At 63.9% G+C, this 22,045-nt stretch carries 22 protein-coding genes and 1 tRNA gene; 14 read left to right on the top strand and 9 right to left on the bottom strand.

What is annotated here, in order from left to right; all coding sequences use genetic code 11:
- From EGJ34_RS13475 to EGJ34_RS13465, 3 genes are all read right to left on the bottom strand, one after another.
- On the bottom strand, positions 1 to 713 hold a 713-nt coding region (locus tag EGJ34_RS13475), incomplete at its 3' end, for a restriction endonuclease (protein ID WP_125360982.1).
- A 293-nt stretch (positions 714 to 1,006) separates the two neighbouring features.
- Positions 1,007 to 1,498, bottom strand: a complete 492-nt coding sequence (locus EGJ34_RS13470) for a phasin family protein (RefSeq protein WP_125360981.1) — start codon at positions 1,496 to 1,498, stop codon at positions 1,007 to 1,009.
- A 77-nt stretch (positions 1,499 to 1,575) separates the two neighbouring features.
- Positions 1,576 to 1,851 carry a polyhydroxyalkanoic acid system family protein gene (locus EGJ34_RS13465; protein WP_125360980.1) on the bottom strand — a complete coding sequence of 92 codons (276 nt, stop codon included), beginning with the start codon at positions 1,849 to 1,851 and terminating at the stop codon, positions 1,576 to 1,578.
- 116 nt (positions 1,852 to 1,967) lie between these two features.
- On the opposite strand from EGJ34_RS13465, the gene EGJ34_RS13460 reads away from it, so the two are divergent.
- The 4 genes from EGJ34_RS13460 (at position 1,968) to aroA (ending at position 6,531) form a co-directional block, all read left to right on the top strand.
- On the top strand, positions 1,968 to 2,765 hold the full coding sequence (locus tag EGJ34_RS13460; protein WP_125360979.1) for an FHA domain-containing protein: 798 nt from the start codon (positions 1,968 to 1,970) through the stop codon (positions 2,763 to 2,765).
- An 89-nt stretch (positions 2,766 to 2,854) separates the two neighbouring features.
- The gene (gene serC / locus EGJ34_RS13455) at positions 2,855 to 3,940 is read left to right on the top strand and encodes a 3-phosphoserine/phosphohydroxythreonine transaminase (protein ID WP_125360978.1); all 1,086 of its coding nucleotides are present in this window, start codon (positions 2,855 to 2,857) and stop codon (positions 3,938 to 3,940) included.
- A gap of 51 nt (positions 3,941 to 3,991) precedes the next feature.
- Positions 3,992 to 5,155 (top strand): prephenate dehydratase, encoded by a 1,164-nt coding sequence (gene pheA, locus EGJ34_RS13450; RefSeq protein ID WP_125360977.1) that lies wholly within the window; start codon positions 3,992 to 3,994, stop codon positions 5,153 to 5,155.
- 62 nt (positions 5,156 to 5,217) lie between these two features.
- On the top strand, positions 5,218 to 6,531 hold the full coding sequence (gene aroA / locus EGJ34_RS13445; RefSeq protein ID WP_125360976.1) for a 3-phosphoshikimate 1-carboxyvinyltransferase: 1,314 nt from the start codon (positions 5,218 to 5,220) through the stop codon (positions 6,529 to 6,531).
- A gap of 84 nt (positions 6,532 to 6,615) precedes the next feature.
- Here the strand turns inward: aroA and EGJ34_RS13440 are convergent, their stop codons facing one another.
- Together EGJ34_RS13440 and EGJ34_RS13435 are read right to left on the bottom strand one after the other, a co-directional pair.
- A complete protein-coding gene (locus EGJ34_RS13440; RefSeq protein WP_125360984.1) occupies positions 6,616 to 7,170 on the bottom strand; it encodes an energy transducer TonB in 555 nt (184 codons plus the stop codon).
- Between the two features lie 247 nt (positions 7,171 to 7,417).
- Entirely contained in the window at positions 7,418 to 8,047 is a 630-nt protein-coding gene (locus tag EGJ34_RS13435) for an energy transducer TonB (protein ID WP_125360975.1), read from the bottom strand.
- Positions 8,048 to 8,159: 112 nt separating this feature from the next.
- Between EGJ34_RS13435 and serS the strand changes: the two genes are divergently transcribed.
- Both serS and EGJ34_RS13425 read left to right on the top strand, forming a co-directional pair.
- Entirely contained in the window at positions 8,160 to 9,440 is a 1,281-nt protein-coding gene (serS, locus tag EGJ34_RS13430; RefSeq protein WP_125360974.1) for a serine--tRNA ligase, read from the top strand.
- Positions 9,441 to 9,808: 368 nt separating this feature from the next.
- Positions 9,809 to 10,456 (top strand): hypothetical protein, encoded by a 648-nt coding sequence (locus EGJ34_RS13425; protein WP_125360973.1) that lies wholly within the window; start codon positions 9,809 to 9,811, stop codon positions 10,454 to 10,456.
- Positions 10,457 to 10,573: 117 nt separating this feature from the next.
- Here EGJ34_RS13425 and EGJ34_RS13420 read toward each other — a convergent pair whose 3' ends face one another.
- Positions 10,574 to 11,161 (bottom strand): NAD(P)H-dependent oxidoreductase, encoded by a 588-nt coding sequence (locus EGJ34_RS13420; protein WP_125360972.1) that lies wholly within the window; start codon positions 11,159 to 11,161, stop codon positions 10,574 to 10,576.
- A gap of 123 nt (positions 11,162 to 11,284) precedes the next feature.
- On the opposite strand from EGJ34_RS13420, the gene EGJ34_RS13415 reads away from it, so the two are divergent.
- The 3 genes from EGJ34_RS13415 (at position 11,285) to EGJ34_RS13405 (ending at position 13,488) form a co-directional block, all read left to right on the top strand.
- Positions 11,285 to 12,277 carry a LysR family transcriptional regulator gene (locus EGJ34_RS13415; RefSeq protein ID WP_017357441.1) on the top strand — a complete coding sequence of 331 codons (993 nt, stop codon included), beginning with the start codon at positions 11,285 to 11,287 and terminating at the stop codon, positions 12,275 to 12,277.
- Positions 12,278 to 12,333: 56 nt separating this feature from the next.
- A tRNA-Ser gene (locus EGJ34_RS13410) sits at positions 12,334 to 12,423 on the top strand.
- A 306-nt stretch (positions 12,424 to 12,729) separates the two neighbouring features.
- Positions 12,730 to 13,488, top strand: a complete 759-nt coding sequence (locus EGJ34_RS13405; RefSeq protein ID WP_260476994.1) for a hypothetical protein — start codon at positions 12,730 to 12,732, stop codon at positions 13,486 to 13,488.
- Positions 13,489 to 14,699: 1,211 nt separating this feature from the next.
- On the opposite strand, the gene EGJ34_RS13395 is transcribed toward EGJ34_RS13405, so the two are convergent.
- From EGJ34_RS13395 to EGJ34_RS13385, 3 genes are all read right to left on the bottom strand, one after another.
- Entirely contained in the window at positions 14,700 to 15,179 is a 480-nt protein-coding gene (locus EGJ34_RS13395) for a hypothetical protein (RefSeq protein ID WP_125360970.1), read from the bottom strand.
- Complete coding sequence (locus EGJ34_RS13390; RefSeq protein ID WP_125360969.1) at positions 15,176 to 15,736, bottom strand: sigma-70 family RNA polymerase sigma factor; 561 nt, start codon at positions 15,734 to 15,736, stop codon at positions 15,176 to 15,178. The genes EGJ34_RS13395 and EGJ34_RS13390 overlap by 4 nt, the downstream gene beginning before the upstream one ends.
- A 165-nt stretch (positions 15,737 to 15,901) precedes the next feature.
- A complete protein-coding gene (locus EGJ34_RS13385; protein ID WP_125360968.1) occupies positions 15,902 to 17,122 on the bottom strand; it encodes an MFS transporter in 1,221 nt (406 codons plus the stop codon).
- Positions 17,123 to 17,363: 241 nt separating this feature from the next.
- On the opposite strand from EGJ34_RS13385, the gene EGJ34_RS13380 reads away from it, so the two are divergent.
- The 5 genes from EGJ34_RS13380 to EGJ34_RS13360 form a co-directional block, all read left to right on the top strand.
- The gene (locus tag EGJ34_RS13380; protein WP_260476993.1) at positions 17,364 to 18,047 is read left to right on the top strand and encodes a hypothetical protein; all 684 of its coding nucleotides are present in this window, start codon (positions 17,364 to 17,366) and stop codon (positions 18,045 to 18,047) included.
- A 152-nt stretch (positions 18,048 to 18,199) separates the two neighbouring features.
- On the top strand, positions 18,200 to 18,454 hold the full coding sequence (locus tag EGJ34_RS13375) for a hypothetical protein (protein WP_125360967.1): 255 nt from the start codon (positions 18,200 to 18,202) through the stop codon (positions 18,452 to 18,454).
- 38 nt (positions 18,455 to 18,492) lie between these two features.
- On the top strand, positions 18,493 to 20,166 hold the full coding sequence (locus EGJ34_RS13370) for a type IV secretory system conjugative DNA transfer family protein (RefSeq protein ID WP_185750175.1): 1,674 nt from the start codon (positions 18,493 to 18,495) through the stop codon (positions 20,164 to 20,166).
- 412 nt (positions 20,167 to 20,578) lie between these two features.
- Positions 20,579 to 21,028: a hypothetical protein gene (locus EGJ34_RS13365; RefSeq protein ID WP_125360965.1), complete on the top strand. Its 450-nt coding sequence runs from the start codon at positions 20,579 to 20,581 to the stop codon at positions 21,026 to 21,028.
- A gap of 90 nt (positions 21,029 to 21,118) precedes the next feature.
- A partial coding sequence (locus EGJ34_RS13360) for a type IV secretion system protein (RefSeq protein ID WP_148100499.1) occupies positions 21,119 to 22,045 on the top strand: 927 nt, incomplete at its 3' end.

Genomic DNA, 22,045 nt, shown 5'->3' with positions numbered 1-22,045 from the left:
GGCGTGGCCGGTGCCGGTGCCGCTGGCGGGGTCGAAGCGGGCGCGGGGGCGGTCGATGCTGGCGCGGCAGCCGGTGCCGCAGCGCTCTGCACAGGTGCCGCCGGGACATCGTCCATCCGCGTGGTGAGGTAGCTCATGCCCACCAGCAGGCCCAGTGTCAGCGAACCAAGCGCGGCGATGGAAATGCGTCGGATCGCCTCGCGGCGGGCGGCCTTCTTCACCGCCGACTCCATGTCGCCCGGCAGGTAGGGAATCAGCATCGGCCACAGCAACTGCCCGTCCAGCACCTCCACGCCCTGCTTTTCAGCGGCGGCACGGCCGTCGCGCTGGACCTGGCCCTCGGTGATCAGGATGCCGCCCTTGGCTCCGGCCAGGCGGGCGGCGGTGCCCAGCTCGTTCACTGCCGCCGGGCCGATCCGGTAGGCCAGCCCGTGCTTGCACGCCAGCAGCCAGCGCTTGTGCTGGGCGTCTTCCATCAGGAAGTCGCTGCGTGGTTCGCGGTGGTCCTCGTCTTCATCGGGCACGTCCACCAGGCCGCGCTGTTCACGCATGGCCCGTTTGACGATCTCGGAAAAGTCGCGCCAGTGCATGCCGGCCAAGGCGTTCAGCCCCAGCTTGACCTCCTTGCGGCGGCGCTTGACCAGCCAGAAGTAGGCGGACGCCAGGGACCAGACGACGAGGGCCAGCAGCAGAGCCAGAATCCAGGAGAACATGAGGTGCTAGAGAATGAACACGGAGTGCGTCGGGACAGTGTATATGCGCCCGCACCTGTCTGCGTCGTGTCGTTTCCGGTTTTTTTCGGAGTACATCCCGCCCGCGGGGGTCATCCCGGTGACGAAGGTCTCACTTTCGAATCCGGCTTCTGCGGCGCATTAAAAAACCCGCCAATCCGGAGCCGAGAGGGGAGGGAACAATCGGCAAGCACTGGGATTGGCGGGTCGAGTTCGATTGTCAACAAACTTCTGCTGCTTTGCAACAATTCAATCCGTCAGCGTACGGTTCCCGCTCAGGCTCCGCCGGGAGACTGGTGCGAGCCCGGAGCCGGATCGTCGCTGGGTGAGGCCGCGCGGGCTTCGGCCCGGTTCAAGCGGGCGTTCAGGGCATCAATACGGGCATTGAGCGCGGCCACCTCTTCGCCGGTGGGAATGTGCAGGCGCTTGAGCACGCCCTGCACCCGGTCGTCGAAGGCTCTCTCAACCTTGTCCCAGGTGCCGGCGGCTTTCTCGCGGGCTTCGCCGAGCTGTTCTTCCACATTGTCGCGCCAGCGCGGGGCATCGCCGCTGCGCTCGCGGTTGCGCGCGTCGATGGCTTCGCCTTCCTTGACCAGATTGTCGAAGAAGCGGCTGCCCTCGGCCTGCGCGCGCCCGAAGGCACCCAGGCCGGCCAGCCAGACCTGCTGGGCCGAGTCGGTCAGCTTGCGCGAGAACCGTTCGGCCTGGTCCTGCAGCGAAGGCTTTTCATCGGTGCTGCGGTCATCGAAGTCGTCGTGTGAGGTCATGGGGCGATTCCTGTGAGTGGCCACCCCTTGATCCTAGCCAGCCCCACCGTTGAACGGCGTGATGGCGGCTTGCTGGTTCAGCCCAGCTTTTCCTTCAACACGCTCCTGATCTGGTCTTCCACCATGCCTTTCATCATCGAAACCGGGAAGCCCAGCTCGGCCACCACGTTGACCGCACCCGGCACCAGCTTGATCGCGCCGTCGACACCCGAGCCATTGAAGCTGAGGACGTCGCCGGCCCAGCTGCTGCGGACCTGGAACTTCTCGGTCAGCTTGGCGGCCATGGCGTCGATGGCCTGGCGGGCGGCGTCACTGCTGAGGCTGTGGGCGTGGGTGATATCGATCCTGGACATGTGCGCTCCTGGCGGCAGGCGGGGAAGGGTCTGCATTGTGCGCAGGGTCAGCCATCCCGCCAAGAGGCGCGTCACACTTCTTCTTCCCGGACAGGCAACCTGATAGGCTGCGCCGCGTGCAGAACCTGCTAGTTCACTTTACCCAACGCCAACACCCCGACCAGCCGCTTCGGCCCGGGGTGCAGCGGATCGTGCGCCACGCCTCCGGCAGTGTCCGGCTGGGGGGCGAGGCCGTCGGCACCTTGTTGCTGGCCCAGTTCTGCCTGGACGACCGCGGTCTGTGGTTGCAGGTGGCCAACGGCATGCGCGGCATCCACGTCAACGGCCGGCCGGTCCGGCGCATGGCGCTGCTGCGACCTGGCGACGCGGTGTACGCCGACGGCGTTGAGATGCTGATCCAGGGGCCATGCGAGGCATTGCAGCATGCCCCGGCCCGCAGCGACGAGCAGGGCGATGACCCGCGCCTGCTGCGCGGGGTGGGCGGCCAGCACCATGGGCGCAGCTTTACCCTGGACCGTCCGCGGGTGATCGGGCGCGGCCCGGAATCGGACATCCTGGTCGATGACCCGGCCTTCGCCGAACAGCACGCGCGGCTGGAGCGGCACGGCGATCGCCTGCTGCTGCGCGACCTGGGGGCCGGTGAGTCGACCCGGGTCAATGGCGTCAGTGTGCGTCATTGCTGGCTGCAGCCCGGTGACCAATTGGTGTTCGACGCGCAGCACCGCTTCGTGCTGGAAGTGCCGCATGACGGCAGCAAGCGCATTGTGAGCGAGGAGGAAGACGAGCTGGAGCCGGTAGCCGCGGTCGAGGCCCCGGTCGCGCCACGTCGGGTGAGCCGCTGGCCGTGGCTGCTCGGCAGCGCGCTGCTGCTCGGCGGGGTGATCAGCCTGCTGCTGTTGTTTGGCGCCCGATAGATTCAAACGCAACCAATTTCGCCTTGTGCCGCAAGGCCTAAACGCTGGTGCGCTGCGGCATACTAGGGGTCTTGCCCCATAGGTGTGACATGACGCGCGCGTTCAATTTCAGTGCCGGCCCTGCAACCCTGCCGGAATCGGTCCTGCGCCAGGCGCAGGCGGAGATGTTGGAATGGAACGGCGCCGGTGCCTCCATTGTGGAAATGAGCCACCGTGGCCCGGAGTTCATGGAGGTCGCGGCCCAGGCCGATGCCGACCTGCGCACCCTGATCGGCATCCCCGATGACTATGCCGTGCTGTTCTTGGCCGGCGGGGCCACCACCCAGCAGGCGCTGCTGGCGCTGAATTTCGCGGCCCCCGGGCAGACCTGCGACTACGTAGTCACCGGCCACTGGGGCAAGACCGCCATCAAGCAGGTCGGCCACTATGTCAACGCGCACGTGGCCGCCAGCAGCGAGGCCAACGGCTTCCACGACATTCCCGCGCGCAGCAGTTGGCAGCTGTCACCCGACGCCGCTTTCGTGCACATCACCGCCAATGAAACCATCCATGGGGTGGAGTTCCGTGACACGCCTGATGTGGGCAACGTGCCGCTGTTCGCCGACTTCAGTTCCTCCATTGCCAGCGAACCGATCGATGTTTCGCGCTACGGGCTGATCTACGCCGGGGCGCAGAAGAACCTGGGTCCGGTCGGCGTTTCAGTGGTGATCGTGCGTCGCGACCTGCTCGAACGCGCCGGCCAACCGCGTGCGGACATCTTCGATTACCGCTCGCACGTGGCGCGCGACTCCATGCTCAACACCCCGCCCACCTGGAACTGGTATCTGGCCGGGCTGATGTTCCAGTGGATGCTGGCGCAGGGCGGGGTGGAGGAATTCGCCCGCCGCAACGCGACCAAGGCCGCGCTGGTGTATGACGCCATTGATGCCTCCGGTGGCTTCTACCGCAACGAGGTGGTGCCGGGTGTGCGTTCGCGCATGAACATTCCGTTCTTCCTGCCGGACGAAACCCTGACCGCGCGCTTCGTCAGCGAGTCCAAGGCGGCCGGTCTGCTGGCGCTGAAGGGCCACAAGGCGGTGGGCGGTATCCGTGCTTCGCTGTACAACGCCATGCCGGTGGAAGGCGCACAGGCCCTGGTGGCCTTCATGCGCGACTTCCAGCAGCGCAACGGCTGACACTTCTGTTTTGATCGGGGCCTGTGCGGCCCCAGCGTACCTGGAGCCGACATGGCCAACAAACCTGCCAAGCCCAAGGCCAGCGCCGTCAAACCGGCCAAGAAGTCCAAGGCTGAACCCTCTACCGCCGTTGCCGCTCCGGTACTGTCGGACGTGCGTGCCAAGATCGACCAGATCGACCGCAGCATCCAGTCGCTGATCGCCGAACGCGCGCAGTTCGCCCATCAGGTGGGCAAGGCCAAGGGCAAGCTCGCCGCCGCCGTGGACTACTACCGTCCCGAACGCGAAGCCCAGGTGCTGCGCATGGTGGTGGACCGCAACGAAGGGCCGCTCAGCGACGAACTGCTGGTGCACGTGTTCCGCGAAATCATGTCCGCCTGCCTGGCCCAGCAGGAGCCGCTGAAAATCGGCTACCTCGGCCCGGAAGGCACCTTCAGCCAGCAGGCGGTGCTCAAGCATTTCGGCCGTTCGGCACTGGGCCTGCCGCTGGCCAGCATTGAAGAGGTGTTCCAGGAAGTGGAAGCCGGCAATGCCGACTTTGGCGTGGTGCCGGTGGAGAACTCGGGGCAGGGCACGATCCAGATCACCCTGGACATGTTCCTCACCTCCAACCTGAAGATCTGCGGCGAAGTGGAACTGCGCGTGCAGCAGTACCTGATGTCGCGCAGTGGCCGCCTGGAAGATGTCGAGCGCGTGTACGGCCATCCGCAGTCGTTCATGCAGACCTCGTCGTGGCTGCGCGCCAACCTGCCCAAAGCCGAGAAGATTCCGGTGTCCAGCAATGCCGAAGGCGCGCGCCGCGCCCGCAATGCCGATGATGCCGCTGCCATTGGCGGTGAAAGTGCCGGCCACGTGTATGGCCTGAAGAAGGTCGTCACCAAGCCGATCCAGAACGATGCCGACAACACCACGCGCTTCCTGGTGGTCGGTCGCAACATCTTCCCGGGCTCCGGCCACGACCGCACCTCGGTACTGGTGTTCATCCATGACAAGCCCGGCGCGCTGTTCGACGTGCTCAGCCCGTTCGCTCGCCACGGCATCAGCATGAACCGCATCGAGTCGCGCCCATCGCACAACGCCAAGTGGGAGTACGGCTTCTTCATCGACCTGGCCGGCCATGTCGAAGACGAAGCGATGCAGGCCGCGCTGGCCGAACTCAAGGCGCACTCGGCGCAGATCAAGGTACTGGGTTCGTATCCGGTTGCCGTGCCCTGAACCGCAGCTCCTGACGCCTACCGCACCACTGCCGCCTGCACGGCGGCTTACAGGATTTTTCGATGACCGCTTCCGCTTCCTGGATCGCCCGCAAGGGCCAGCCCCTGCAGGGCACCCTGACCATTCCCGGCGACAAGTCCGTTTCCCATCGTGCCGTGATGTTTGCCGCGCTGGCCGACGGGGTGTCGCACATCGACGGCTTTCTGGAAGGCGAGGACACCCGCGCCACCGCGGCGATCTTCAGCCAGCTGGGGGTGCGCATTGAAACGCCGTCGCCGTCGCAGCGCGTGGTGCATGGCGTGGGCGTGGATGGCCTGAAGGCTCCCTCCGCACCGCTGGACTGCGGCAACGCGGGTACCGGCATGCGCCTGCTGGCGGGTCTGCTGGCGGCCCAGCCGTTCGATTGCGTGATGGTCGGTGATGAATCGCTGTCGCGCCGCCCGATGCGTCGGGTGACTGGACCGCTCGCGCAGATGGGCGCGAAGATCGACACCGAAGCCGACGGCACGCCGCCGCTGCGCGTGCATGGCGGTCAGGCGCTGCACGGCATCGACTTTGTTTCGCCTGTCGCCAGCGCACAGGTCAAGTCGGCCGTGCTGCTGGCCGGTCTGTATGCGCAGGGCGAGACCGCAGTGACCGAGCCCCATCCCACCCGCGATTACAGCGAGCGCATGCTGCGCGCTTTCGGTGTGGACATCGAGTTCTCGCCCGGCAAGGCCCGGCTGCGCGGCGGACAGCGCCTGCGCGCGACCGACATCGCGGTGCCGGCGGACTTTTCCTCGGCGGCATTCTTCCTGGTGGCGGCCAGTATCATTCCGGGTTCGGAACTGCGCCTGCGTCAGGTGGGATTGAACCCACGCCGCACCGGCCTGCTCGCGGCATTGCGCCTGATGGGGGCGGACATCACCGAGGAAAATCACGCCGAGCAGGGCGGGGAAGCGGTGGCTGACCTGGTGGTGCGCTACGCGCCGCTGCACGGTGCGCAGATTCCCGAAGCGCTGGTGCCGGACATGATCGATGAGTTCCCGGCGCTGTTCGTCGCCGCAGCGGCGGCGCAGGGCAACACCGTGGTAACCGGTGCAGCCGAACTGCGGGTCAAGGAATCGGACCGCCTGGCCGCCATGGCCACGGGTCTTCGCGCGCTGGGCGTGCAGGTGGATGAAACCGAAGACGGGGCCACCATCCACGGCGGTGGTGTACTGGGCAGCGGCACCATTGAAAGTCATGGAGATCACCGTATTGCGATGGCGTTTGCCATTGCGGGCCAGCTCAGCAGCGGCGAAGTGCGGGTGAACGACATTGCCAATGTGGCTACATCGTTCCCGGATTTTGATGGGCTGGCGACCGGGGCCGGGTTTGGGCTGGCGGTGGCGTGATCGCTTCGACGGGCATGGCCCGTCGCTACGAAAAAAAACGGGGCCATTGGCCCCGTTCTTTTTTGGTCCCATCAGCTCCAGCGCTTACCGCTGCGTGCGGAAATCCACCGGCACGCGCACCACGCTGGCCACGGCACGACCGTTCTGCATGGCCGGCTCGAACTTCCAGTCACGCACGGTGCTCAGCACCGCACGATCCAGATCGCGATCACGCGAACCGGTGCGCTGCACGATACTGGCATCGGTCACCTCGCCGCGCGTATCGACATTCAGGCTGGCGACGACACTGCCTTCCGAGCCGTTACGCAGCGCGCTGGCCGGATAGCTCGGCTTCGCATTGCTGGCCAGCGGGCGCGCATCCCGGTTACGTACGGCCGTCACCGCACGGCGTTCGGAAGTAGCCGGGGCGGCTTGGCGCTGCGCAGCCGGCGCGGGCGTGGTGGCTACCGGCGTTTCCGTGGCCGGCAGCATGCGCTGGCCCACCGGTGCGGTCATGGTATCGGTCGGGTTCGCATAGCGCAGCCACACCAGTGCAGCGGCGAACATCGCGACAATCAAGGCCATCCACAACCAGGGGGAAGCACGTCGGCGCGACGGGTCATCCGTGATATCGCGCTGCTGCTGCGGCGTGCGGGGCATCTCGTGGGCATGGGTAACACTCATGGCGGACTCCTCGTGTCGAGTTGACGTCCGCAGTCTTGCCCGGTTCCAGTTGCGTGCGTGTCACCACGACGTCAACGCGGCGACTGCATTCCCGATGAGGTTCAGCTAGATGAGCCGCGCCTGCACATGAGCATGACGTGGCGGTGAATCGGTAGGTAACGACCGTTGGTCGTTACGCATTCAATCGTGTGCCCACCAACGGTGGGCACCGACCCGCGGAATTTCATTCCGCTTTGAAATCGAACGGCACTTCAATGCTGCCCGTGACGTCCTGGCCGTTGCTCTGCGCCGGCGTGAAGCGCCAGCGGCGTACCGCATCCACCGCCGCACGATCCAGGTCACGCGAGCCACTGCGCTGCACGATGGTCGCGTTGAACGGCATGCCGGTCGCATCCACATCCACGCGGACCACCACGCTGCCGCTGTCGCCACGGCGCAATGCGGCGGGTGGGTAACTGGGCGGCGGCGACTGGTCGGCAATCGGCTGCGGGCGATCACCGGGTGCCACGGCCTGCGGCGCGGTCTCGGGAAGCGGGGCAGGGGCCTCGGCCGGCGGAGGCGGTGCGGTTTCCACCAGCTGCGGCTTTTCCTCTTCCGCGGGCGGTGCCTTCGCATCGGGCATGTCGCTGGAGCCCGCGGCGGCGGCCAAGGGCTCGGGCAGCGGCTCCACTTCGGCCACCTGCTGCGGTGTCGGGGTCGGCCCGGCGGTGTAGAAGTCTTTCTTGCGGTTGGTGGCCCAGACCGCCACGAACAGCAGCAGACCAACGCCAAAGGCGATGCCGGCGATCTTCAGGCTGTGCGCGGGCAGGTGCAGGGTCAGGGTCTTGCCAGAGGAGGAGCGGGACGCAGACATGGGGCATACCGGTGTGAACACCCCGATTCTGCCATGCCGGATATGAACCGGGCGGCAGAAAAGTGCATAACAGGCGATAATCCCCCTCCAACCCTGTAACCAACCAACTGCCATGCTCGATCCAGCCCTGCTTCGCCAGAACCCCGCCGACCTAGCCGACCGCCTGCGCAGCTCGCGCGGCTTCGAGCTGGACGTGTCCGGGCTGGCGTCTCTGGAGGCCGACCGCAAGCGCATCCAGGTGCGCACCCAGGAGCTGCAGAGCCTGCGCAACAGCCGCTCCAAGGCCATCGGCCAGGCCAAGGCCAAGGGCGAGGACGTTTCGGCGATCATGGCCGAGGTTGCCGCCTTCGCCGACGAGCTGAAGGCCTCGGAAGTGGCCCTGGACGAGCTTCGCGAGAAGATCGAAGCCATTGCCCAGGGCATTCCCAATGTCCCGGCCGATGATGTGCCGCTGGGCAAGGATGAAAGCGAAAACGTCGAACAGCACCGCTGGGGCACCCCGCGCAGCTTCGACTTCCCGGTGCTGGACCACGTGGAGCTCGGTGCGCGCCATCAGCGTTTGGACGCCGAAGCCGGTGCCAAGCTGTCCGGCTCGCGTTTCACCGTGCTGCGCGGCCCGATCGCCCGCCTGCACCGCGCACTGGCCCAGTTCATGCTGGACCTGCACACCGGTGAACACGGCTTCCAGGAAACCAACGTGCCGGTGCTGGTCAACCCGGAATCGCTGCGCGGCACCGGCCAGCTGCCGAAGTTCGAGGACGACCTGTTCAAGACCGCCGTGGGCGAGTCGCCGCGTTATCTGATTCCGACTTCGGAAGTGTCGCTGACCAACATCGTCCGCGACGAGATCGTCGACGCCGAACACCTGCCGCAGCGCATGACTGCCCATTCGCTGTGCTTCCGCGCCGAAGCCGGCAGCGGCGGTCGTGACGTGCGCGGCATGATCCGCCAGCACCAGTTCGAGAAGGTGGAGCTGGTCACCGTATGCGCCCCGGCCGACAGCGAAGCCGAGCACCAGCGCATGACCCGCGCCGCTGAAGTGGTGCTGGAAAAGCTGGGCCTGCCGTACCGCAAGGTGCTGCTGTGCACCGGCGACATGGGCTTCTCGGCGATCAAGACCTACGACCTGGAAGTGTGGCTGCCCTCGCAGGACACCTACCGCGAGATCTCGTCGTGCTCCAACTGCGGCGACTTCCAGGCCCGCCGCATGCAGGCGCGCTGGCGCAACCCGGAAACCGGCAAGCCCGAATTGCTGCACACGCTGAATGGCTCCGGCGTGGCGGTCGGCCGCGCAATGATCGCGGTGATGGAGAACTACCAGAACGCCGACGGCAGCATTACCGTGCCGGATGTGCTGAAGCCTTATATGGGCGGATTGGACACCATCGCCTGATCAAACGAAAGACCCGCCGCAAGGCGGGTTTTTTCATGGGCGCATGGGCGGTGCAGCCACGCAGGGCGTGGCTCTACCAGGCATTTGGCGAACCGGCACACGGTCGGGGGATCGCGATCCGGCCAATCGATGGTTGCCTGATCTCCCGTAGGGCCACGCCATGCGTGGCTGCTCTTCACCACGCGCTAGGCACCTAGGTAAATGCGTCAACGCGCGCGATCATTCGGACGATTCCGAAACGCAATCAGGACGCTGTTCCCGGCAGCACATGAGGCATCAGAAACCAACATTTCCGTCGAGCGCCGGATTGCCTTGCCTCTGATGTGGACAATCGCCGCAGTTTCCTCCACTCACATCAGGAAGTTGCATTGAACGCAATACACGACGGAGTCGCAAAAACCAACCCTGCAGGCAAGGCTGCGTGGATCCTGCTGATCATCGCCTGGGTCTGTTTTCTCATACCCATTCCCGGTACCGGCATGTTTCTCGGTTGGCCCATCAACCTGGTTGCCTTCATCTTGGCGATAGTGGCCATGGCAAAGGGCGGCACCATGAAAGGCCTGCTCCAGTTGCTGTTGTCGCTGGTGGGGTCGCCGATTGTCTACTTCATCGGTGTGTCGCTGCTTGGAGCTGCAGTGGTTGCGGCGGGAGAGCAAGGCCAAGCCGCACAGAAGCAGCAGGCGGCTTCGCAAGCAGCGGTGGCGGTGCCTGTGGAGAGAATCGAAGTAAGCGCGCGGGAGCTCTACGAGGCCTACAAAGCCAACGAAATCACCGCTAATGCCAAATACAAGGGTAAGCCATTGTTGATTTCCGGCAGGGTGCGTTCGATCCAGTCCGATTTCAGGGACAAGCCGGTGGTGTCATTGGATGCGGGTGACTTCGGCAGCGTTACCCTCAATGGCGTATCACTGGAGGACGCCGGTACCTTGAGCAAGGGCAGCGACATCGTGGCAGCGTGCACCGGAAACGGCGAGATGTTGTCGTTCCCGGCGGCGAGCGACTGCAACCTGCAGTAGCGCCAACAAGAAACGGCCCCGCAAAAAGCGGGGCCGCAGGGTGGGCCGGAAGGGGGAGGGGAGTTCCGGCCCGGGCAGTGCGTCCGACGAGGACAACGCCTGCCCTGGGGGAGAGGCTCAGGCCTCAGCCAGTTCTTCGAACTCGGCGGCCGGCAGGCTGGCCAGCGCGGCTGCAATCGCGTCTGCGCGGTGCTGCGGCGAATAGGCGATGCCCTCAGCACGCACGAATTCCACATCGGTGATGCCCATGAAGGCGAACACCTGGCGCAGGAACGGCTCCTGGAAGTCGGCCGGCGAATCGGTATAGACGCCGCCGCGTGCGCTGGCGATGATCACCCGCTTGCCACCGGCCAGGCCCACCGGGCCGTTCTCGGTGTACTTGAAGGTGCGCCCGGCCACGGCCACGCGGTCAATCCAGGCCTTGAGCGTGGAGGGGATGCTGAAGTTGTACATCGGCGCGCCAATCACCACCACGTCCGCGGCCAGGAACTGCTGCATGACGTTCTCGGCGTCGGTCGCTTCGGCTGCGTCCGCCTGGGCCAGCGAGGTGCTGCGCAGGTGCGGAATCGGGTCACGATCAAGGTCGCGGTAGCTGACGTCGAGATGCTCGACAGTCTCATTGAATCGTGCGACCACCGCGGCCGATAGCTGACGGGAGACCGAGTTGTCGCCAAGGACGCTGGCGTCGAGATGCAGAAGCTTCATGGCAATCACCTATATTCTGGAAGGAGGCGGCAGTGCCGCCGACGGAGAGAACGATAGGTTGTTGCCAATTTGGAATAAAGGTGGTTGAATGCCACGTATTGTTCTACGAGTGGAACTGCCGTCATGCACGACCTGAACGACCTCTATTACTTTGCCATGGTGGTGGACCACGGTGGTTTTGCCGCCGCCGAACGCGCTTTGGGCATCCCGAAGTCCCGCCTGAGCCGCCGCATCAGCCAGCTCGAAACCGACCTGGGCGTGCGCCTGCTGCAACGCTCCACGCGCCGTTTCGCAGTCACCGACGTGGGCACCAGCGTGCACCGCCACGCGCAGACCATGTTGGCCGAAGCGCAGGCCGCGCGCGAGGTGGTGGACCGCCTCAGCGCCGAGCCGCGCGGCGTGGTCCGGGCCAGCGTGCCTGTGTCGCTGGCACAGATGCAGTTACCCAAGCTGCTGCCGAAGTTCCTCGCCCAATACCCCAAGGTGCGGCTGCAGCTGAACATCAGCAACCGCCGCGTCGACATCATCAATGAAGGCTACGACGTCGCCCTGCGCGTGCGTTCGCGCCTCGACGATGACGGCAGCCTGGTCATGCGTAGCTTCGGCCAGGTGCAGGAACTGCTGGTTGCCAGCCCCAAGTACCTCGACCGCGCCGGCCGCCCCAAGGACCCGGATGAGCTGGCCAACCACGTCACCCTGAGCATCAGCGAAGACGAAGCCCGTCAGCGCTGGGAGCTGCACGGCCCCGAAGGCGCTGTCCGCCGCGTCGACCTGCAGCCGCGTGTGGCCGGCTTCGACTTCCCGCTGCTGCAGAGCATGGTCAAGGACGGCTTCGGCATCACCATGCTGCCGGAAACCGTCTGCGCCGAAGCCGTACGCAACGGCGAGCTGGAAGTGGTGCTGCCCGACTGGTCGCTGCCGCAGGGCATCTGCCACGCCGTGTTCGCCTCGCGCCGCGGCCTGCTGCCGGCGGTGCGGGTGTTCATCGACTTCCTGGCCGAGCATCTGCCACCCCAGCTGGAGGCTTCGCGCCTGGACTGCGGTGGGGCCTGCGAGCGGGCAAAAGAGAAGATCAAGGCCAGTGCCCTCGGGGCCCTGGCGGTCGATGCTGGCTGATTCCGCCACCTGAGCGCGCAAAACTGCTCCGGAAATGCGAGAATGCCCGCCCGAACGGAGAGATGGCCGAGCGGTTTAAGGCACCGGTCTTGAAAACCGGCGAAGGGTCAAACCTTCCGTGGGTTCGAATCCCACTCTCTCCGCCAGATACGCAAAGCGCCCCGAAAGGGGCGTTTTGCGTATCTGGCGGGGTATCCCGTGAATCGCGGCAAGTTCCGCGCGCGTTGCGACGCGTTCAACGGTGTGGCGCATCATTCTTAAGGTGGCGCGGAGCGAATCCGGACAGCCGAATGGCTGGCCCTTGGCCGCAGGCCAAGGGTGAGGCGCATGGATGCGCCTCACAATCCCCGGCCATCGACCAACCCTCAGTTCGTCCTGCCCTACAATATAACGGGCACACGTTCTGGCGCTGTCGCCCCGGTTGTACTCCCTCAATGGATGACTGACAGGAAATGATTCCTTTGCCTAAGCTGATGTTCTCAACACGCCCTACAACCTGCTTGCTGGCCCTGGGATTGATGGCTTCAGTGCTTCCCTTGCATGTGCAAGCATCTGATCTGCCTTTCAGTTGCATGGTTGACCAAGAGACTGCCGACGGACATTGGCTCGCATCAACAATGGTGGATGCGAGCACGGGGAATGCCGCGTCGTCGAGCGAAATGTACGAATGGACGCCCAATGAGACGACGTCCTTCGGTCCCGGTCAGACGTTTACATGGGGGCTGAGCTACCGCTGGCCGAAGCACCCGCCGACACAGAAGGCCATTCCGGAAAGTGATGTCATCGTCAGCCTGCATTTCAAATTTGACGCCAAGGAGATTGGTCAGCCGCTGCAGGAGCCGTCACGCGCTTCCATTCATCTTTACCGGTCGAGCGATCCAGAGCGAAGGTTCTCGTCTTCCTGGACCAGCCTCACGGGTCCGATCGATGCGAATCTCTTGGCCAACGGCAACGTAAGTGCAAGAGCGCTGTTGTCGCTGGATGACCTGCTGGCCTACGGTACGGGGTTGGACACGCTGGTATGGAACATACGGGCTCCCGGACCCAATCCGTACGTAGGAACAGATGTGTTCTTCAAAGGGACCGTACCCGTCGGCGCGATGCGAGATAAGGTGACAATGATTCCCAAGCTGCGCCGTTTGCTTGCTCGGAAGGCGGCAAATTTCCGTAACGAGTGCACCGTTCCGACCATGATCGGTATCGCTCAGTAGTGCTGGCTGGGCGGCAAGTGTTTGCTCGGATTCGCTACCAAGAACGAAAAGCGCCCTGCAGAGGGCGGTTTTCGTACGGTATGTCTATCGGCTCATGCCTGGAATTGCCTGGGATAGATCCTGCTTGGACGGTAACCAACCTGACGCACCGGTAGCGAGTCTTCTCTGGGGTGAGACGGGACTCGCCAATGGAGGAGACAAGTATGCTCAGCTCGGGACGGTCGAAGCGATCGAAGACTACGATTCCATGCTCGCCATGGATGGTAGTTCGAGCAAATCCGATTCTCTCCAAGCGGGAAGAAAATTTGTCGAAATCAAGTTGGCAGATTTCTCTGGCGGATGCCGTTCTTCCAGGTGTTGCGTCGACGAACTCAAGATCCATTCGGCGACCATTTGATTTGGTGTCCTCGATCTCTACGGTATAGTCCCAATCTGACGTCAGCGCTCCCCTGTAGCCAAATCGGTCAGGTGAGAAGAACGTAGCCGGCTGTTGCATGGCTGCTGAAACGCGGTCAGGCGTGAGGTCTTGAACGGACTCGCTTTGCTCGATGAGTTTGATCACCCGCAATAGAAGGAACTCTGCGGTAGGGTTCTGGGATTGAGAATCCGCGTGCGAGCTCGTTGGCATGCTGGACGTCTCTTGTGTAGGTGACATTGCTGTGGGGGCGACGGAACACGCTGAAACAGCCGCCGCTCCGACCGCGCTGTACAAAAGCTGAGTGATTGTCCTGGTCCCCATTTCGATCCCTGGTTGAGCTTGCTTCGCGAAATAGAACAACAAGTTGCTCGATTTCCGGCCGAAAGACAGCATTGTCCCGGCTGGCACGATGGGTCAAGTGCCGTGCCGGAAACCGCTTGAGACGCCGATTATCCGGCGCTCATGGCGGGTTGTTCACGTCATGGGTTCGAAGTCGGATCGTAGGTCCGTCGATGAGAAGATACTCGCCCCAACGCCACCGCAGCCTCGATCGCGGCCCTTGCTTGTGGACTATTCTTCCAGCAGGTAGACCCGACGGCCGCAGAAGCCTGCTCTAGAATCAGACTGACATCTGCCGCACCCAGCTCGTGCAGTGACGAGAAACCCAGCTGTTCCAGCCGAGCGACAACGGTGGGCCCTACGCCTTTCAATTCAAGCAAGCGTCGCCTTTCATCGGGGGAGAATTCCATGCCTCATCGTCGCGTCCGCGCGGCGCAGCTGTCAACCGTCACGCTCAGGTTCGTTCCAATGTAATGCGCAGTGCTTTCAGCTGTCCCAAGCGATGGGTCGATCGGGCCAGCAGCCATGCAGCTCCGCCCAGCAGAGTCGCAGCCGTACCAAGCGCTGCCATCGCCGTTGCGCTGGTACTGAGCCACATGGCAACCGCACTACACAGAAAGAACGCGCCGGTTCCGCTCACCGCCATCCACGCGGCCACCACCTGTTGATGCACCAGCAGCGTGTTCTTCCGGGTCAGCACCCATCCGGCATAAACGACCCAACCGATGCCAAGCGCCAGCAGGGCCGAGAACGCCAGCTGTGTCCGCCCAGGCAGGTCGGATTCGGTGGCCAGCAACGCGCCAAGCAGCGAACACATGATCAGAGCCATCACCAGCACCGCCACATGGAAGTAACGTGCGGGTGAGGAGAGGGTCCGCCGGGTGAGCGCGCGAAGCCGAGCTTGCAGTTCAGCATGGTCAGTCGTGGTGTTCATGGTGTGCTCTCCAGTGCGGTGAGGTGATGACGCAACAACGTGCGGGCGCGATGCAGCCGGGATTTCACGGTGCCAATCGGGATGGCGAGCGCCGTCGCGATGTCCGCGTGTGGCATGTCTTCCAGATAGAACAGCGTGAGAATTTCGCGCTCGATTACCGGCAGCGCGTCCAACCCCTGGTGGACATCCCGCTTTAATGCGAATGGATTGTGGCCCGCGGTCGGATCGGGCAGGGCACCGAGATCACATTGCGCGTCCGCAGGCTGCGCGTAACGAATGCGAAGACGGTCAACGAAGGTGCGGTGCGCGATGCCGAACAGCCAAGGGCGGAAGCGCTCGGGCTCGCGCAGGCGGCCGAGGCCCCGGAGGACCTTCAACCAGACGTCTTGTACCAGGTCGTCGGCAATGTCACGGTCCTGGGCCAGCTTCAGGGCGTAACGGTGGAGGGATGGGGTCCAGCGGGAGATCAGGTCATCGAAGGCTGCCCGTTCGCCCAGTTGGCAGCGGACGACCAGCAGGGTGTCTTGCGGGTTGGGGGCTTGGCCCGGGGCATCCACCAGCGCTCTCCTGTCATGTGTTGATGGAGTAGTCGGGATTGGGGTGGAAAAGGTTCATGGTGGATTTTGGGATTTGGCGCATGCGGGAGGCAATGCAGCCACGCACGGCGTGGCTCTACGCTTGGGGCAGGGATTTCGTGGACACGCATGGCGTGTCCCTACCTTTCAGCCCTGCTGTTCGCAGGCAACCTGCCCACGCCCCTGGCGCTCCACCAGCACCGCTATGCCCCACAGCATCAGGCCGCCGACAGCGGTGGCTGCGCCGACGTAGCCGGTGACCGCGGGGCTGAAGCCTGCACCGATCGCCATGCCGCCGAGCCACGGGCCCAGTGCGTTGGCGGTATTGAAGGCGGCGTGGTTGGACGCAGCGGCCAGGGTCTGGGCCTCGCCGGCGACATCCATCAAGCGGGTCTGGAGCACAGCAGCCAATGCGCCCATGGTGCCCACGGCCACAATCACCGGCACCACGCTCCATACGGCATTGGCAGCCAGCGGGAACAGCATCAGCACCACCACCGACCACAGCAGCACGATGGGCGCGGCGCGGAACTGGAACTTGTCCACCAGCCAGCCACCGGCAACATTCCCGATGATCGCGCCGACGCCGAAGATGCCCACCGCCACCGGCATCCACGATTCGCGCACGCCGGTCACCTGCACCAGGGTGGGAGCGAGGTAGGTGAAGACACAGAACATGCCGGCAAAGCCGACCGAGCCGATCGCCAGCGCCATCCATACCTGGGTCCGGTTGAACGCGCGCAGCTCGCGCATCGGTGAGGTGCGGACCTCGTCCGGGTCCGGCAGCAGATAGCGGGCGATCATCGCAACGGTGGCAATGGCCAGCACGCTGACCAGTGCAAAGGCCGTACGCCAGCTCAGCTGCTGCCCGAGCCAGGTGGTCAGCGGGTTGCCGACCAGAATGGCGATGGAAAGTCCGAGCAGCACCTTGGAGACCGCCTTGCCGCGCTGGCCCGGCGGGCTGATCGCCGCCGCCACCAGCATGGCTACGCCGAAGTAGGCCCCGTGCGGCAGGCCGGCCACGAAGCGGGCCAGCAGCATGGTGGTGTAGTTGGGAGCGAGCGCGCTGGCCAGGTTGCCTACCGCATAGAAGCCCATCAGACCCAGCAGCAGGGTGCGGCGCACATAGCCGGCACCGGCGAACGCCAGCACCGGGGCACCCACCACGACGCCGATGGCGTAGGCGCTGATCAGATGCCCCACCTGGGTCTCGCCGATGCCCAAGCCGCGGCTGATCTCCAGCATCAGGCCCATCGCGGCGAACTCGCTGGTGCCGATGGCGAAGCCGCCCAGTGACAGCGCCAGCAGGATCAGGGTGCGCTCGCGCGGGGTTAGGCGCTCGGCGAGGGTAGGGGCGGTAGAGCTCATTGGGCCGGATGTAATCGTTTTACGGAGCGGTATTGTACTGCTGCAATGCAGCAAATCCGTACCACTGAGGCCCGATTTCGCGGAAAACAGCGGGTCATCAGCGGTGCGCGTGCTTCCATGTCTGCTGGCTGAACAATAAGGCGTCAAGGTCACGCATTGTTTCACTCATGACCTTTAACGACTTTTTTATGACATCAATAATGCGCGCCGTTCGCAGCGCCGGGTGGCGCGGGTGGTTCTCATGAAAAATGATCTTCAATTGCTGGCCTCGTACCTCGGCCGCGCTTTCCTGTTTGGCGTGATGGTGACCCTGCCGCCGCTGCTTGCCTGGCTGGACATCCATTGGCTGGGCAACGCGGTAGGCGAGTGGTCACTTGTGGAGCTGACCCAGGAAGGGTTCCTGGCCGCCAGTGTGCTGGCTTTCGTACGGGTGGCCATGGCGCGACGTGAGGATCGCCACTTCGCGGTGCTGGCTGCGGCCTTCTTCGCCTGCATGTTCCTGCGCGAGATGGACGAGGCGCTGGATCTGATCATGCACGGGCTCTGGAAGTACCCGGTAGCTGCCTTGGTGGTTGGCTCGTTGTTCTGGGCCAGTCGGGATCTGCGCGCCACCGTGTCGGGCCTGGTCCGCTTCCTCGGTTCGCGTCCCGGCACGGTGATGGTGATCGGCCTCGTGCTGCTGCTGTTCTACTCGCGTCTGATCGGCATGACCTCGTTGTGGACCGGCCTGCTGGGCGACCAGTACATCCGGGTGTTCAAGAACACCATCGAAGAAACCACCGAGCTGCTGGGCTACACCTTCATCCTGGCCGCCAGCCTTTCCTACGTGGCCCAGCGGGTGAGGGAACCGGTGGCCATCCGGCGCAACGCCGGCGATGCTGCGCCGAATGCGCCAGTCACGACGCACATCAATCACTCCATGTAACGCATATATGTAACGCGCGGAGGGTACCGTATGGTGGCCTCCGCGTTTTGCCGTCCGTCTGTCGCCCATTGCCGGGTAAGGAATTTCTGATTGGCATACGCGGCAGTGTGGATTAGGATGCGCGCACTGGAGTCGACCGGGGAGCGTGCGCGATGGGCCAGTACCCTCATGCATTGCGGGCCGAAGGCAGGTATCAGCTGGTAGCGTTGACACATTCACCGGTCTACAACCCGGCGGATGTGGTCGGCTACGCCGTGCTGACGACTGGCGGCGAGAGAGTGAGTGACGTGCTCTCGCTTGAACAGGCGCATGCCCGCTGGCGTGAACTGCTGGAACAGGATGAGCCCGTTCTTGTGGAAGACGAAAGGAAAGAAACGCGTACGAGGCCGCGCCGGCGTCGGCGCTAGCCGCAGCGTCCTTCGGGGCGCGTCATGGAGGAATGGGTTTGTCCACGCAGAAGACTGTTGCCGCTGCTGTTCTTGTTCTGGTGACCGCAATCGTCGGCTACGCGCTGGCCGGCTACCTGACGCTGGCATTCCTGGGCGTGGAGACCACTTACTACAAGTGGAACACCTACCTGCAGTACCTGCAGGCCATGGATCAGCCCGCGGTGGCACCTTATCTGACCAAGATCAAGCTGGCCGGCGTGCTGGGCTTCGGCCTGCCGCTGCTGGTGCTGCTGGTCGTGCTGTTCCTCATGTTCAAGCCGAAGAAGAAGTCGATTCACGGCGACGCGCGCTTTGCCACCGCTGCCGATCTGGCCAAGCACGGCATGTTCAAGAAGAGCGACAGCGGCATTGTGGTCGGCAGCTTCGGTGGCAAGCTGGTGCGCCTGGGTGGCCAGCAGTTCGTGATCCTGGCGGCACCCACCCGCTCGGGCAAGGGCGTGGGCGTGGTCATTCCGAATCTGCTCGAGTACGGCGAATCCATCGTCGTGCTGGACATCAAGCAGGAAAACTTCGACCTCACCAGTGGCTGGCGTGCCAGCCAGGGCCATGAGGTCTTCCTGTTCAATCCCTTCGCTGAAGATAAGCGCACGCACCGCTGGAATCCGCTCAGCTACGTTTCGGATGACCCGAACTTCCGCGTCTCCGAGATGATGAGCATCGCGGCGATGCTGTACCCCGATGGTTCGGATGACCAGAAATTCTGGGTGAGCCAGGCGCGCAATGCGTTCATGGCGTTCGGCCTGTACCTGTTCGAGAACTGGGATGACGAGCGCGCCATGGGCTTCCCGGCCGGCAGCGGCACGCCCACCCTCGGTGCCATCTTCCGCCTGTCCACCGGCGATGGCACCGACCTGAAGAAATACCTGCAGAAGCTGTCCACGCAGCCGTTCCTGTCGGGCAATGCGAAGGCGGCATTCGCGAACATGCTGTCCCAGGCGGACGAGACCTTTGCCTCGATCATGGGTACGTTCAAGGAACCGCTGAACGCCTGGATCAACCCGGTGCTCGACAAGGCGACCAGCGCAAACGACTTCCTGCTGACAGACCTGCGCAAGAAGAAGATGACCGTCTACATCGGCATCCAGCCCAACAAGCTGGCCGAGAGCCGCCTGATCATCAACCTGTTCTTCAGCCAGATCATCAACCTCAACACCAAGGAGCTGCCCAAGGGCAATCCGGAGTTGAAGTACCAGGTGCTGCTGCTGATGGACGAGTTCACCTCCATCGGCAAGGTCGACATCATCGCTTCGGCTGTGTCGTACATGGCCGGCTACAACGTGCGCCTGCTGCCCATCATCCAGAGCATGGCCCAGCTCGATGCCACTTACGGCAGGGACGTGTCGCGCACCATCATCACCAACCACGCGCTGCAGATCCTGTACGCGCCGCGCGAACAGCAGGACGCCAACGACTATTCGGAAATGCTCGGCTACACCACCGTGCGCAAGAAAAATGTCACCCATGCGCGCGAGAAGACCCACAATTTCACCGAGGAACGTCGCGCGCTGATGCTGCCGCAGGAACTCAAGGCCATGGGCATGGATCACGAGGTCTTCCTGTACGAGGGCATTCCGCACCCGGTCAAGTGCGACAAGATCAAGTATTACAAGGACAAGTACTTCACCTCCCGCCTGTTGCCCAAAACGGACGTGAAGATGCTTGAGCTGTGATGGTGTGCACACAGCAATGTGACGCACATCGCAAAATGGGGCGGCAAATGTAAAATTTTTGTCGCGGTTGACATCGATCTGACGCTGAACTGTGGCATCGTATTTGTGATGGACGTTCCAGTCGTCAGGTTTTTGTAGTTGAGTACAGTGCCGGTACTGGGCGCTGAAGTAGTCAAGAGGAACATGGATGGCTTTTCTCGGAGCAGGTGTGTCGCGCAGGGGCCGAACCCGGTGTTCGGGGCGTGGGCACACCAGACGGGGCGGGGGCCCGGTCACACCGCTGAAAGGTGTTTCACGGTTGTACCGATACGCACCAACCGCACGTCGCGCCTGAACCAGGGCTCGACGCGCCAACGCGTTTTCTGAATCTCCGAGTTAAAGCCGCTATTCCGTACGCCATAGGGAAGTCCGTATGAAGCAAGCGTTTCTGTCTAAGGGTTGCGTTGTTGCCGTGGTCACTGCCGCCGTCATGCTGGCCGGCTGTGCAACCAAGCCGGCACCGGATTTCGGTGGCCGCTGGAAGCCGGTGAATCGTTTCGCCAACACCACCCAGGAAATTCCGCTGTATTCCAGCTACGTCTATCAGGCATCGCCGATGGACGGCACGCTCAAGGCCATGCTCGAACGTTGGGCAAAGGACTCGGGCATGACCCTGGACTACCGCCTCAGCTCCGATTACACGCTGTACGGCGCGGTTTCCACCATCACGACCACCAACCCGCAGCAGGCGATGATCGATGTCAGCGCCGCGTACGCCGGGCAGGGCGTGTCGGTTTCCATCGTCGGCAACCAGATTGTGGTGCAGTCGGTTTCCGCTTCCACCGTATCGGCACCTTCTGCCGCTGCGGCCAACGGAAGCTGATCGCCTGCGGGTGCCCACGAACGCGTTGCTCCCGGCGCTGCATGCCGGGGTGCCGTGCCCATTGATCTTCCAGCAGTACGGATGAATTCCATGTTCCGAAAGAAGGACGCAGGCAACAGCCCAAAAGTGGACCAGGCCATCGCCAAGGCGGTGAGCTATGAGGTCACCGTGGCCGATCTGGCACGTCGCAGCGAACGCCGCGCGTGGTGGGTGGCCGGTGCCTCGCTGGTGATGTCGCTGGCGCTGGCCGGTGGCTACTACTACATGCTGCCGCTGAAGGAGAAGGTGCCCTTCATCGTCATGGCCGACGCCTACAGCGGCACCGCCACGGTGGCGCGCCTCAAGGGTACCTTTGAAGGCCAGGACGTCACGGCCAGTGATGCGATCAACCGCAGCAACGTGGCGCAGTACGTCATGGCGCGTGAGTCGTACGACTTCGCGGTGATGGGTCTGCGCGACTGGCAGCTGGTGCACGTCATGTCGACCAAGCCGGTCAGCGACGCGGTCCGTGCACGCTACGCGGCCAACAATCCGCAAAGCCCGATCGCCCTGTACTCCAAGGAACGCGCGATCCGGGTCAAGATCCTCAGCATCACCCCGCTGGAAGCGCAGCAGAACGGCGGCTTCCGCGGTGCGTCCGTGCGTATCCAGCGCAGCATCTACGACAAGGTCAAGGCCAGCACCAGTTACCTGGACAACCAGCTGGTGACCATGCGCTTCCGCTACAACAAGAGCCTGGCGCTGAACGAGCAGGAGCGCATCCTGAATCCGTTGGGCATGGAGGTGTACGAGTACCGCGTCGACAACGACTACTCGCGTGGCATTCCGGGTCCGGATGACGCCGCGCTGCAGCAGCAGTCCGAGCAGGCCGCGTTCGAAGCCAACCAGGCCGCGCAGGCCGCTGCCGCAGCGGCTGCCGCCAATCAGGCCATCGACCCGGTCACCGGCCAGCCGGTGGCGGTCCCGCCGCAGGGTTATCCGCAGGCGCAGGGCGTACCGGGCCAGCCGGTGCAGGGC

It is taken from the genome of Stenotrophomonas sp. 278 (genome assembly GCF_003935715.1).
In the GTDB taxonomy this organism is placed as follows: domain Bacteria; phylum Pseudomonadota; class Gammaproteobacteria; order Xanthomonadales; family Xanthomonadaceae; genus Stenotrophomonas; species Stenotrophomonas maltophilia_AH.
The sequence above is the reverse complement of the archived record's forward strand: the minus strand, read 5'-3'. Positions and strand labels throughout refer to the sequence as shown.